Here is a 13,217-nt window from a genome sequence, read left to right as displayed (position 1 = left end):
TATCCTCCTCAGATATCAGTCTATTACCCGTACGCCCTCAACGATGATGCGTACATGCTCAACCTTCATTCCGGTAAATTCCTCGAGCTGATATTTCACGCTGTCGATCAGATTTTGTGCTACCGTGGAGATACTCACACCATAGGCGATAATTACGTGGAACTCCAGGGAGATTTTGTTATCGCTGATCATCACGTGAATGCCGTGCTTCAGGCTGTCTTTTTTCAGCAGACGGACGAGGCCGTCCTTCATGTTGACGGCAGCCATTCCGACAATCCCGAAGCATTCTACGGCAACGCTGCCGGCATAGGTTGCGATGACATCGGGATTAATGACTACTTCGCCGAATTCCGAATTAACGCGTCCTTTCATCTCCTGCTCCTTTCTATATATACAATACTGACAATACTGTAATCGGATTCAGGGCTCCGTATAAGTCCGGATGACATCCGGAGGACTGGTAAGCCCAATTACACAATCTTTAGTATAGCGTAAACAGGTGGGATTGTGAAGGGAAAATGTGCGGCGGTATCCTCACTCTGACACCTGCCGGATCTATCCGGCCTGGGAGGAAAGCAACGAGATAAAACACGCTGCGCGAGTTTTATCTCGCTATCGCGACGCTCGCCGCACACGAATACTTCGCATTCGGCTGCGGCTCACTGTTCGCGTAAAAAAAAGAGACCTCATCAGATGACGGATGAGATCTCCAGGATGTTTCCTTTTATGGAGCCGTGACTTCAGGCACGCTCTACAGCACCGCTTCTCAGGCAGCTGGTACAAACGTACATCTTCTTTGTACCCTGTGGTGTCTTTACACGTACAGCCTTAACGTTAGCTTTCCACATATGATTAGATCTTCTATGAGAATGGCTTACATTATTGCCAAAGTAAACAGCCTTATCGCAAATAGCACATTTTGCCATGATCACACCTCCTTAACCGCAAACTAAAGCCGAATCTGATACAACGGCTTACAACACTCAGCTATTGTATCAGAACGATCCGCTCTTTGCAAGAACTTTTTAAAGATTTCGCAGGATTTCGCAGGAACTTTTTTGAACCAACCTTTTTGAACGTGAACTGAAGTTCAAAGTTTCATCCCGTCTGCATCGGGATAGAAGTTAATCCTTCCGGGATATTTCAGGCTTATTCTTCCGCGTCCGATTCTCCGGCGGAGGATCCGCTGCCATCCTTACCGACAGCTTCCTTGATCTTGGTCACGATGTCCGGAGCCATGTCAATGATCTTGGAAACCGCATCCTGACTTTTCATGCTGATCAGCTTTGTGGTGCCGTCCTTCGCTACCATCAGTACAGCGGCCGGGACCATCTTGGCGCCTGCCGCGCCGCCGCCGTTATCTTTGGAATTGTTGCTGAAAGCGCCGGCACCCATACCGAAGGAAACCTCTGAGAGGGGAATCATGATGCTGTCGCCGACCGGAACGGGCTGGCCGACAACTGCCTTCGTGGTAAGGAAGTTATTCAATCCCTTGAAAAGCGAGTCAACATTATTTTCGAAGCTGTTCTTCTTGTCTGACATAATCCGTATTCCTCCTGTAGTCCGTTGTTATTTCAGATCCCTGCCGGCGGCGGGCTGCCTGTCCGATTTGTTTCGGAATTCCCGTTATGACGGCCCTGTACGGCCGGATGTTTTTTTTGAAAACTACTGCCTGGTTTAAAACTACTGCGGCCTGGTTGGGCATGACAGCGTGGAGACTGTATGGCCGGGTGTTATGCAAAAACATTTGAAGACTCTGCAGGCTGTCCTCCTGTCTGTTGGTGCAGCAGTTGAATCGCAATCAGGCAGCCCTCTTTCTGCGAGGGATGATGCCTTTTCTCTTTTTGTGACCAGTATCCGGTTTTTCCTCGCTTGTATCCGCTTGAGAGGACCCCTTGCGGCGGATCCGCCGCATGAGGATCCGGAATTCTCTGGCGGTGACGATTCTGAGAATTCGCACGAGTGGTACGATCAGAATGATATGACCTCGAAGATCCATATCTGCCTCAAGGATTTTCTGTTGAAAATCCGGCCGAATCTGCAGGCTGCCCGGTATCTTCGGATAAAAAATCGCGAAGATGCCAAGAAGCTGTCCGGTCAGTGCAGGATCGTCCGTGCCAAATTCGGCGTACCCGTCAATTTTCCGAGGAAGAATATGATGAAGCAGAGCTCCGAGCTGCTTCAGTGCCATTTCCTTGAAGCAGTAGAAGGATTCCGATTCCAGGTAGTCGATCCAGTCCGCCGCGATGTTCAGAAAATGACGGATTTTCCGGAGAGCTTCCCCTGCAGAGGTGAAAAACCGGCGGAAGGCCCTTCGAATCCGGCAGAACAGACTGCTGATCCGCGCTCCGAACCGGGCGACCGGACCGGGCGTTTCACTTGCAGCCACCTCTATATCGAGTGCCGCAGCGTTTTCTTCGGTGCTCCTGTCGGGCATGTATTTCCATTGACCGGGACTTACCGTCGGCCGTTTCTTTGCCGCGGACCAGGTCTCTCCCCTGGCCTCAGAGGCACTGCGGAATGTTTTCGCACCGGCCCCGGTGGCTTCTTTTGTTTCTGTTGATTGGTGATTCCTTTTCTCTTTTCTTCTGTTGATCAGCTTCAGGAGCGGAACCCCGAGAATTCGTATCTCTCCGCTGTGCGTGCTGTTTCCGCCGCTTTGTCTGAAATGAAAGTCAGCATGGAAGAAGTGAAACAGCCACCAGACCTTTGCGTCTGCGCGGATTTCGTCTCCGTGCTTCTTCAGTTTCACCCGGTATAAAAATGGTGTAAAAAGCAGGAGAAGGATGAGTATGAGAATAATCCCGATTATCCACAGCAGAATGATACCAATCGTTGACAGAATGTGAAGAAATACTGACAGCATCCTTCCTCCTCTATCTTTCTGTCCATGTCAGCTGCGACAACTGTGTCGCAGTGAGCGACATCTGTGCGTCAGTCTGCGGCAGCTGCGTCTCAGTGCGCGGCAACTGTGTCCTGGTCCGGAGATTCAGGATATGTTTCTGCTCCGGGTGCACATTCCGGGAGCATCCGTCTGCCTCAGATAGGTTTTCATATCACATGATCCGGTCGCCTGGAATGTTTCCCCGGCGATCTGCGTCAGAACCTCGTACGCTTCACGTTTTCCGACTGCCAGACCGACAACCGGCGGGAGCGTACGAAGAATGATATCATTTCTAAGATATTTTGCTTCAATGATATCCAGCTGCTCCGCCTCGTTCAGAGGGTAGGTGATCAGAAACAATCCGGGAAACCATGCACCCTTTCGGAGCGCGCGGCGGATTTCCGCTTCCTGCTCCTCCGCTCGTGTGCCGAGATACAGTTTGCCTGAAAATTTTACTTTTGGGGTACCCATAATCCTGATTTTTTCATCTCCATGTAAGTGCTGTATCCTTTTTCGAGGATCTGGCGCTCATTCGTGAATTTCAGCAGATGATAGGCCTCGTGGTATTTGTAATATCCGGAATCTATGAAATATTCCTCCCACTGCGGCTTGCTGTAATAACTGCTTCCCATCATCAGATACCAGTGGACCTGTTTGTCCACCTCGCCCTCCGGAACTTCAAATGTATAGTGGCTCGTTCCGATATATTTCATGATTGTAGCCCTTGCCCCGGATTCTTCACGAACTTCCCGAAGAGCCGTATCTGTGAACGCTTCTCCCTGTTCGACAGTACCCTTTGGGAGAACCCAGCCTTCATAGCGACCTTTGAAATTTTTATACAGGACGAGGATTTTTCCCCGGAAGATGACGATTCCTCCGCAGCTGACCGCATTTATCATGTGTTTTATCCTCCCATAATTATGATTAGTATACGACAGTTGTGCGCCGTTCGCAAGGAAGGATATAAGATGCGGGAGTGCCGGATTCCGTCTGATTCCGACAGATCCCGTTCAGCTTTCGCTTCCGAAATATGTGGCGAATACCTGGCGGACGACATTGATTGCAGGGGCTGTGCCGTCTCCTCCGTTTTCCACAATGGCGCAGACCACGATATCATTATTCCCGGTGTTGGAGAAACCAACAAACCAGGAGTGTGAGTCACCCGCACTGTCGTATTCGGCGGTTCCGGTCTTTCCGACAATGTCATAGGGAAGGTCAGCGATGGCAGTTCCGGTTCCGCCCTGCACAACGCCTCTCATCGCTTCCGTCAGGTTTGCCGCCTGTCCCGCGTCCATAACCTGCTTCAAGGCGGTGGTCTGTGTGCTTTTTACAGTCTTCCCCTCAGCGGTAACAACACTTTTTATAAAATAAGGCTTCAGCATCACGCCTTTATTGGCAACAGCCTGCCCGATCATGCACATCTGAAGCGGCGTAACTCTGGTGTCGCCCTGCCCGATCGCGGTCTGCATGGTCAGCTGGTCCGGCGTGTCGGAATCGAGCGTGAAGGTACTTGTCGTGACATCGAGATCCGTATCGACCGCCTGATTCAGACCGAAATCTTCGGCTGCCTGCCGGAATGTGGATTTGTCGATATTGTTCTGGCTCATGTAGGCGAAGGCACAGTTACACGAATTTGCGAACGCGCTGGCAAAGGTCTCCTGCCCATGTGCCTCATAGTTGTAGCAATGAATCGTGAAGCCTGCGTTTTCATATGTTCCGGTGCAATTGTAGGAAAAATTATCGAAACTGCCATTCTGCCGCAGATACGCGAGCGCGGTGACGATCTTGAAGGTGGAGCCCGGAGGATAAAGCCCCTGGGTTGCGCGATTCAGGAAGATGCCGTTGTCGGAATTCGTCAGGGTATCCCAGTTCTCTTCGACAGTGTTCGGATCATAGGTCGGGCTGCTGTAATCCACGAGGACGCTTCCGGTATCGACATCCATGGCGATTACAGCCCCTGAATTGTCGCCCATCGCAGCGGCTGCTGCCTGCTGAAGGGGCACACTGAAGGTTGTCACGATGTTGTCGCCGGCCTTCTTCTGTTCGTTCAGATCGTTTTCCATCTGAGTGACGATGCCGGAGTGGGACTGGATCAGATCGTTGTTGTGGGTCGATTCCAGTCCGCTTCCGCCGTAGACAGAGTAACCGACCGACTGGGCAAACAGTGAGCCATAGGGATAAACCCTGGTTTCTGTACCGTCGTCTGCCGTGTCAGTTCTTGCCAGGGCGGTTGTGCCATCATCCGCCAGAATGGATCCGCGGATGATCTCCTGTGCCGCTTCCTCCTGCCGTTTATTGTACGGGCTGTTCAGCAGGGCATCACTGTCGTTGATCTGAAAGTATACCATGTAGACGATCAGAGACGCAAAAAGCGCAAGGGAGACGAAAGACACAATCCGGTAGGGCCTAATGATTGCGGAGCGCGAGATCTTCTTTTGTCTGTTCTTCGATCTTTCGTTCGAGGTCTCCGGTGTCCTGCCGTACCTGTCCGGATTGTCCCTGCGGTCTGTACGGCTGCTGTTCATACTGCTGTTCCGGTCGGAACGGCTGCTCCGGCCGGTACTGCTGCGGCCGGAATCCCTGATCCCGGTTCTGCGGCTGCCTCTGGAGCTCTCTGTTTCTCCGTATCCTCTCTCGTCTTTCTTCCTCAAGTTCTTCGTCCTCGTCCTTTCTCATGATGTACAGTCCCTGGATGATGGATATCATGGCAATTGTGCACATCAGTGAACTTCCTCCGTAGCTGACCAGCGGAAGCGTGATGCCTGTCATCGGGATGAATTTTGTCGTGCCGCCGATCGTCAGGAATACCTGAAAGGCATATTCCGTACCAAATCCGATCGCGACCAGCTTATAGAAGGGCCGGTCAAGGCGGAGAGCGATGTTTACGATCAGCAGATACATTCCCATGCAGAGGAGGATCAGGCAGATGGAAAAAATGATCCCGAATTCCTCACAGATAGCTGCAAAGGTGAAATCCTCATACGCAAGAGGAATCATCTCCGGATGACCGTTGAACAGGCCGGTGCCGAACCATCCGCCCGCGCAGACACCGAAGAGTGCCTGGATGATCTGATATCCGGTGCCTTCATAGTCGGAGAACGGATCCTTCCAGACCTGTACCCGGACGCGTACATGCTCAAAACGGCGGTAGGCAACGACACATGCGCCTGCCATGCCTCCCAGACCGAGAGCTATGTAGCCGGGATTCCTGGTGGCGACGTAAACCATGACGATATACGCGACAAAATATACAAGCGCAGCGCCAAGATCGGCGGACAGCGCCAGAATCCCGACATGGATCGCGACCACGATCGTGGTGATGACAACCTGCTTAAAGTCGGTGCGCTTCTGAAGCATGCCAGCCATGAACAGAACGACACTGATCTTGACAAATTCGGAAAACTGGAAGGAAATGCCTCCGATGTTCAGGTTGAGGTTGGCACCGCCGGTAACCCGGCCGAGTGCCAGAACCGCTCCGAGCAGCAGGATGCCCACAATACCGTAGAGCCATGTGAGCTTTGAAACCCAGCGGACTCTCCGGACAAAAACGGGGATGATGAAGCAGACCATCGTGGCAAGCGCGGCGATGATGAACTGCTTTCTGGCATTATCGATTCCAAGCCTGGACTGCATGACCAGTCCGACGGACAGGATCATGCACATTGTATTCAGCAGAATGAGAGAGGCTTTCCGGTATATAATCCGGTACAAAATCTGCACCACCAGGATATATCCGATCACACAGATCAGCATGAGGATCATATATGGCTCCTCGGACTGGAGGTACATGATGACATAGCTGACGGTGTTGAAAAGGACCATGAGCCAGATCTGGTTTCGCATGATCCGGCGCCGTGCCTCATCTGATTTCCTCTTGAGGACCATGAAGGTTTCCACCGTGAAAAAAATCATGATCAGAAGAAGAACGTATTTCGATACCTGTACTAATATTTTTACCATGAAACGGACACCTCATGTTGTGGGGATCTTTCTGTCTTCTGTCACTCTGCACCTATTCTACGCCGCGGCGGAAATGTCCGCGGGTGGTTTCCATCTCCGGAAGATCACGCCGCTCAAGGAAGGCAGTCACGATCCTCGAGGCGAGCGGACCGCTCTCGTCGGTAAACTGCAGACGGAAGGATCGAAAATGCAGCCTGTCCAACGGGGATGAGGAATCCCTGCCGTCGCTCAGATGCTCTTTTAACAGTGAGGAAGGCAGGCTGTTGTAGATGATATTGTAGCAGGAAACGCAGTGACATTCCGCGGGAAACCTGGCTCCCTTTCTGTCCTTCAGAACAAGACGCGCATCGGAATGGGTGCAGCGGTCCATTGTCTTCTTCAGGCAGTGAGCTGACAGCATCATCGGAGCGCGGCCGTATACAATGATTTCGCTCGTGCGGTTATCTCTTTTTTGAAGTTCCCGGTAATTGAGTTCGAGGGAGGCCGTGTTGCGGGAATATCCCCAGCGGGCCAGGAAATCTTCTGCCCGCGTATTCATCGTGTAGATTCCGGCGTCTGCCACTGTATATCCGGTAAGACCAAGGAAGCGGAGCAGGCCGAGCTCCTCGAGGTTTCGCACCAGAATGGCACAGGAAGACGCAGCCGTGGATTCCGGGAACAAGGACATATATGCACGGACAAGGGAGGTCAGCGACGCTTCGCTGTCTTTTCGCATCACATAGGGGAGCATCAGAAAAGCGGACTTTCCGGATTCCTGTGTCCTCCGTACTGCCTCTGACAGAAATCCGGAGTGTGCGTTGTCTCCAAGGAACATCTCGGCGTCGAGCCAGAGTGCGGAGAGACCCTTTACGTCCAGAAGAGCACGGAGCTGTTCAACAGAGCTGACGGATGCAGTACAGCAGGTCCGCCCTGGCTCCGCAGCATCTGTATCTGTACGGAAGAAATCCCTTGATGTATTTGAAACAGCCGGGGCGCTGCGGCGGTATGTCTCGCGGATTTTTTCGGAAAGCGCAGAAAAACCCTCTCTCCGAAGCTCGTTTAACAGCTGCATCGGAACGAAGAGATTCTTCTCCGCTTCCAGACGCAGATCCTGAAAATAGAAAGGGCTGTTACCGGTTTTGTTCATTTGCGCGAGAATTCGCTCTTCGGTGACCGGACGGTTTTCTGCGATCTGTACTCCGTCTTTTTGAATCCGTACATGTACAGATCCTGTTTCGCAGGAGACGGTTTCTCCGGGAAAATCCGGACCTTCCGGGAGACGGGGCGTCTGGTTCGCTGACCATGACAGATCAAGAACGGCGCCTTCGTCTACAGTGAGTCTGAGCCTTGCGGCGACAGGAGTCTGCAGCCTGTGGGCGGCCTCGCGGGTGCTGAGATCGGCGCGTATTCGTCCGGTCAGCTCCTGTGCCGCTTTCTGACGGATATCGCTCAGCTTTTCATTCCTGAGAGCAATCATATCCCTGCCGTTTCGCTGCAGGTAACAGCCCGGGTGAAAGCCGTCACGGTTGAAGAGATTCCAGAGGAATTCCAGGTCTTCATCATCTACGCGGTAATGGTCCGGGTCCGAGAGAAAGCGGTCGATGTATTTGCGGTAGACCTGCACGACGCCGGCGGTGTACTCCGGTTTTTTCATGCGGCCTTCTATTTTAAAGGAAGAAATACCCGCGCGGATGAGATCCGGAAGAATCTCAACTGTGTTCATATCCTTCATGTTCAGCGGATATCTGGTGTTTTTCCCGGTGAGGAGCTTTCCGTCTTCATAGACTTCGAAAGGAAGGCGGCAGACACCGGCACATCTGCCCCGGTTTCCGCTGCGGCCTCCGATAAGGCTGCTCATCAGGCACTGGCCGGAATAGCTGTAACACATCGCTCCGTGGATGAAGCTTTCGATTTCCATACCGGTCTTGTCATGAATGAGACGGATCTCTTCCAGAGAGAGTTCCCTTGCGGGGACGATTCTGGACATGCCGATCTCCTTCAGGAAGGCAGCGCCGTGAACACCGGTCACCGTCATCTGCGTGCTGGCATGGAGGGGAAGATCCGGAAATACATGCTGAAAAAGATCGATGACGCCGAAATCCTGTACAATGACCCCGTCAAGCCCCTCCTCCACATATGGTTTCATGAAGTCTTCGAGGTCTTTTTCAATCTCGGAATCCTTGACCAGAGTGTTAACGGTCATGTAGAGCTTTTTTCCGAGCCTGTGTGCAAGGTCGATGGCTTCACAGAGTTCGGTTTCACCGGGATTGTCGGCATACGCTCTGGCTCCGAACCGGCTGCCTCCGATGTATACGGCGTCGGCTCCGGCGATGTAGGCGGCCTTCAGAGCTTCGACAGAACCGGCAGGGGCCAGAAGCTCTGTCTGAAAAGCGGGGATGCCTGCCGTTCTTCCGCCGGAAATCCTTTCAGTCATCTCTCGCTTATTTACGGGTACTGCCATTGCTTCTGCTTTCACGAAGTCTTGCATTTTCCTTCTTGAGCCTTTCAATCTCCATCTGCGCCGCCACGAGGTCATGCTTGATATCGTAGGTGCTCTGATCCTTATTCTCGAGATCCTGCTCCATAGAATCCACCTGGGATTTTGCCTTGAAGTAGTCGTCTGCAATATTGAACTCGAGAAGCATGGATTTCGTATCCTGCGTCAGACGGCCGTAGCCGCTGATGGAGCTGAGCTCGGCGATCTTGTTGTTGAGGTAGAATGCGACTCTCTGCAGGTATTCCTCACTCTCATAACCGGAAAGAGTAATTGCTTTTCCGTCAATCAGAACCTTTACTGAATGTTTTTCCGCCATACGTTTATCCCTCTGTATCTGTATTGTCTATATGTTATAAATACGGATTCTGCCGGATGCTAGCGATCCGGTTTCCGCTTCCGGTATATCTGTGCTGCAGATTGTTTTTTCGATATATCTGCTATATCTGCGGTGCAGAGTTTTCTTTCGTTGTATCTGCGGTGCAGATCCCTCTTCTGTCCCATCCGCGGTGCAGCTTCCTCACCAGGTATGTCTGCGCTTCTTCTCGGCTGAATCTGTGCTGTGCCTTAGTTCTCGGGGATATCTATCCCGAGATGGTGGTAGGCGAGCTCGGTCGCCACTCTTCCGCTGTGCGTCCGGTTCAGAAAACCGTTCTTGATCAGATACGGTTCGTAGACATCCTCGATGGTGCCGGAATCTTCGCCTATGGCAGCCGCAAGCGTATCCAGGCCTACCGGTCCGCCCTTGAACTTATCGATGATTGTGGTCAGCAGCTTGCGGTCGGTGCGGTCCAGCCCGTATCGGTCCACCTCCAGCAGATTCAGTGCCATATTCGCGACATCCGCGGTGATCCTTCCGTCATACTGAACCATTGCGAAATCCCGGACACGTTTCAGAAGACGGTTGGCAATCCGCGGGGTTCCGCGTGACCGTCTGGCAAGCTCGTGTGCTCCTTCATCGTCAATTTCAACGTCCAGAATTCGTGAGGAGTGAAGGATGATTTCGCTGAGCTCATCAACGGTATAGAATTCCATGTGCTGGATCACACCGAAACGGTCTCTAAGGGGCGCGGTCAGGAGGCCCGCTCTTGTCGTGGCACCCACCAGGGTGAATTTCGGGAGATCGAGCCTTATGGACCGGGCGGAGGATCCTTTGCCGATCATAATATCGATGGCGTAATCCTCCATCGCCGGATAGAGTACTTCCTCCACCTGCCGGTTCAGACGGTGAATCTCGTCGACAAACAGGATGTCACCCTCCTGAAGATTGTTCAGAATCGCGGCCATCTCTCCCGGCTTTTCAATTGCCGGTCCGGACGTCACCTTCATATGCGTGCCCATTTCATTGGCAATAATACCCGCAAGGGTGGTTTTTCCGAGGCCGGGCGGTCCATAGAACAGGACGTGGTCCAGAACATCGCCTCTCTGCCGGGCTGCCTGTATATAAATTCGAAGATTGTTTTTGGCCTTTTCCTGGCCGATATATTCGTCGAGGCTCTGCGGCCGGAGACTTTTTTCTACCGGTTCATCTTCCTGCCGTGCCTCAGTTTGTATGATTCGTTTTTCCATAAATACCTGAATGATGTATTACATCACAAATAATATCAGTTACGGAACGTTCCGTGCCGCTGTGCCCCTCAATCCTGGAGAGAAACGGCTCTGCGGCCGGCCGCGGAGCGGACAGAATGCAGGTAAAAGATTCAGCAGCTGTCTCTGCGGCAGATATGCGTCGTTGAGAGAGCGGACAGAATGCAGGTCAGAATAAAAATTTCAGGGCTGCCTTCAGGATAGCTTCAGAGTCCATGCTTTCATCGGTGGCTGCCTTTCGAACAGCCTGCAGGGCCTCGGCTCCCGAGTAGCCGAGAGCGACAAGTGCCTGCACGGCATCATCCGCAGCGGCGGACTGTCCTCCGGCACCGGGCTCAGCGGCACTGTCCGCTTCCGCTCCATGTGCAAGCTTTTTCTCAAAGGCTTCGTCGAGACGGAACTTGTCCTTCAGTTCCAGTATGAGTTTCTGGGCGGTCTTTTTTCCGATGCCCGGCGCCTTCGCAATCGCGGCAGCATCGTCGGCGAGCACCGCGAAACGCAGATCATCTGCTGTCATGGAGGAGAGAACGCCGAGAGCTCCCCTGGGGCCAATCCCGCTGACATTTAACAGGAGCCGGAAGACCTCGAGATCATCTCTTGTGAAAAAACCGTAGAGTGTCACCGCATCCTCACGAACGGCCATATGGGTGTACAGCTTCACGTCATCTCCTGCGCGGAGCTCCCGGTCAAGGAGAGCTGTTGGTACATAAACGATCCAGCCGATCCCGTGATTGTCAATGACAACGTAATCCGGACCTGTTTCTTCAATTGTGCCTTTCAGAAATCCTATCATGTGCGCATGCCTTTCAGAAATTTATCCCCGGTACAGAGTACCCCATATTTCAATCATATTACCACGAAACGGAGGATTTTGTAAACCGTGCCACAGACGGTATAAGCTGTGCAATGCTCCGTGCTTCGCTTGCGGGAGGATAGCGGGAAAGCTATAATGTAGGAATATGACTGCATGATACAGACGCTTTGACTTGAGAAAAACTGTGCAGAAAGGAGAAAATAATGCGGAAAAGACAGGAAACTGCTGAGCGGCATCTGACGGAAAAGATCAGGGAATACTTTCCGGATGAGGATGTGGTTTTGTTTGATATAGAAACGACGGGGCTTTCCTGGAAAACCTCTCATGTATATCTGATCGGCGTCCTGTACTGCTGCTGCGGCGAGTGGATTCTGGTTCAGTGGTTTCTGGACAGGCCTTCAGAGGAGAAAAACCTTCTGCAGATGTTCGGGGATTTTCTGCACGATCTGAAGGGGAAAGAAAAAAACGGGGATTCCGAAGAAGGCGGAGGCAGTGTGCGGCTTCTGCATTATAATGGCAATTTGTTTGATCTTCCGTATATCCGGCATAAATGTGAGTTTTACGGTCTGACAGACCCGTTTGAGAGGATGGAGAGCGTTGATATCTACCGGGAGGTGCGTCCGCTTCAGAAGTTTCTGGGCCTGCCCTCTCTGAAGCAGAAGGATGTGGAGAAATTTCTCGGGGTCGAAAGAGAGGATCGCTCAAGTGGCGGCGATCTGATACCGGTATACCGGCGTTATCTGGAGAGCCGGGATGAGGAGCTGCTGCATCTTCTCTTCCTTCACAATCATGACGATGTCGCGGGCATGGCTGATATTCTGCCGGTACTCTCCTATCCTCTGTTTTTCAGCGGAGGCTTCCGACTGTCCGGAGAAGCAATGGTTGGAGAATCTGGAGAAGCGATGCCTTGCGGAGAAGACTTTTGCTTTCAAGAAAATGGGGCGAGTTCACCTGAGAGACAGGCACTGCGGATCCGCATGAAAGCCGATCACGCCTTCCCTGTCCCGGCTGCGGTCACGGACCGGGAGTACGGGGCGGTTCTCCGTTTAGGATGCGGGGAGAATCCGCTGAGCGCGGATCTTCTGATCCGCACACGAAAGATGGAGATGAAGCATTTCTTTTCCGATTACAGGAATTACTTCTATCTGCCGGATGAGGACAGGGCAATTCATCGGGACGTTGCGATATTTGTAGATCCGGAGCATCGGGAAAAAGCCAGGGCGGCAACCTGTTACCAAAAAGCCCGGGGAACCTTTCTGCCGCAGTTTTCCGGTCAGATCGAGCCGGCCTTTTACATGGACTACAAATCAAAGCCCGCCTACTTCCGGTGGGAGGATCTTCAATCGAGGCTTGCCGGGAGTGAAGAGACGGAAGATGAGACCCTCCGGCAGTATCTTCTGGATTTTTTGGGAGTTTTTCGCAGGACCAGCCGCTAAACCGGTCATTAGACCAGCCTTTAAACCGGTCGCTTAGAAAAACCGCTAAATCAGCCGTTAGAC

At 52.4% G+C, this 13,217-nt stretch carries 13 protein-coding genes; 1 reads left to right on the top strand and 12 read right to left on the bottom strand.

Annotation, left to right across the window (positions count from 1 at the left end):
* Nucleotides 1-15: 15 nt before the first annotated feature.
* The 12 genes from ACTQZS_RS06695 to ruvA form a co-directional block, all read right to left on the bottom strand.
* A complete protein-coding gene (locus tag ACTQZS_RS06695; protein WP_441475131.1) occupies nt 16-372 on the bottom strand; it encodes an Asp23/Gls24 family envelope stress response protein in 357 nt (118 codons plus the stop codon).
* A gap of 368 nt (nt 373-740) precedes the next feature.
* Nucleotides 741-926, bottom strand: a complete 186-nt coding sequence (gene rpmB, locus ACTQZS_RS06690) for a 50S ribosomal protein L28 (RefSeq protein ID WP_441100361.1) — start codon at nt 924-926, stop codon at nt 741-743.
* Between the two features lie 223 nt (nt 927-1,149).
* Nucleotides 1,150-1,542, bottom strand: a complete 393-nt coding sequence (locus tag ACTQZS_RS06685) for a GerW family sporulation protein (protein ID WP_441100362.1) — start codon at nt 1,540-1,542, stop codon at nt 1,150-1,152.
* Nucleotides 1,543-1,801: 259 nt separating this feature from the next.
* Nucleotides 1,802-2,866, bottom strand: coding sequence for a DUF2953 domain-containing protein (locus ACTQZS_RS06680; RefSeq protein ID WP_441475130.1), 1,065 nt, complete (start codon nt 2,864-2,866; stop codon nt 1,802-1,804).
* A 123-nt stretch (nt 2,867-2,989) separates the two neighbouring features.
* A complete protein-coding gene (locus ACTQZS_RS06675) occupies nt 2,990-3,355 on the bottom strand; it encodes a hypothetical protein (protein ID WP_441475129.1) in 366 nt (121 codons plus the stop codon).
* Nucleotides 3,337-3,783: an NUDIX hydrolase gene (locus ACTQZS_RS06670; RefSeq protein WP_441475128.1), complete on the bottom strand. Its 447-nt coding sequence runs from the start codon at nt 3,781-3,783 to the stop codon at nt 3,337-3,339. The genes ACTQZS_RS06675 and ACTQZS_RS06670 overlap by 19 nt, the downstream gene beginning before the upstream one ends.
* Before the next feature lie 111 nt (nt 3,784-3,894).
* The gene (locus tag ACTQZS_RS06665) at nt 3,895-5,232 is read right to left on the bottom strand and encodes a peptidoglycan D,D-transpeptidase FtsI family protein (protein WP_441475189.1); all 1,338 of its coding nucleotides are present in this window, start codon (nt 5,230-5,232) and stop codon (nt 3,895-3,897) included.
* Between the two features lie 58 nt (nt 5,233-5,290).
* Nucleotides 5,291-6,844: an FtsW/RodA/SpoVE family cell cycle protein gene (locus ACTQZS_RS06660; RefSeq protein WP_441475127.1), complete on the bottom strand. Its 1,554-nt coding sequence runs from the start codon at nt 6,842-6,844 to the stop codon at nt 5,291-5,293.
* A gap of 52 nt (nt 6,845-6,896) precedes the next feature.
* Entirely contained in the window at nt 6,897-9,257 is a 2,361-nt protein-coding gene (locus ACTQZS_RS06655; RefSeq protein WP_441475126.1) for a peptidase U32 family protein, read from the bottom strand.
* A 7-nt stretch (nt 9,258-9,264) separates the two neighbouring features.
* Nucleotides 9,265-9,636, bottom strand: a complete 372-nt coding sequence (locus ACTQZS_RS06650; RefSeq protein WP_441475125.1) for a cell division protein ZapA — start codon at nt 9,634-9,636, stop codon at nt 9,265-9,267.
* A 248-nt stretch (nt 9,637-9,884) separates the two neighbouring features.
* Nucleotides 9,885-10,886, bottom strand: a complete 1,002-nt coding sequence (ruvB, locus tag ACTQZS_RS06645; protein ID WP_441100369.1) for a Holliday junction branch migration DNA helicase RuvB — start codon at nt 10,884-10,886, stop codon at nt 9,885-9,887.
* Nucleotides 10,887-11,073: 187 nt separating this feature from the next.
* Complete coding sequence (ruvA, locus tag ACTQZS_RS06640; RefSeq protein WP_441475124.1) at nt 11,074-11,697, bottom strand: Holliday junction branch migration protein RuvA; 624 nt, start codon at nt 11,695-11,697, stop codon at nt 11,074-11,076.
* Nucleotides 11,698-11,921: 224 nt separating this feature from the next.
* Between ruvA and ACTQZS_RS06635 the strand changes: the two genes are divergently transcribed.
* On the top strand, nt 11,922-13,154 hold the full coding sequence (locus ACTQZS_RS06635; RefSeq protein WP_441475123.1) for a ribonuclease H-like domain-containing protein: 1,233 nt from the start codon (nt 11,922-11,924) through the stop codon (nt 13,152-13,154).
* Nucleotides 13,155-13,217 lie beyond the last annotated feature (63 nt).

Origin of the sequence: Bilifractor sp. LCP19S3_H10 (assembly GCF_052119185.1) — a bacterium.
In the GTDB taxonomy this organism is placed as follows: domain Bacteria; phylum Bacillota; class Clostridia; order Lachnospirales; family Lachnospiraceae; genus Bilifractor.
Note: the sequence above shows the minus strand (reverse complement) of the source record. Positions and strands in the feature narration are given on the sequence as shown.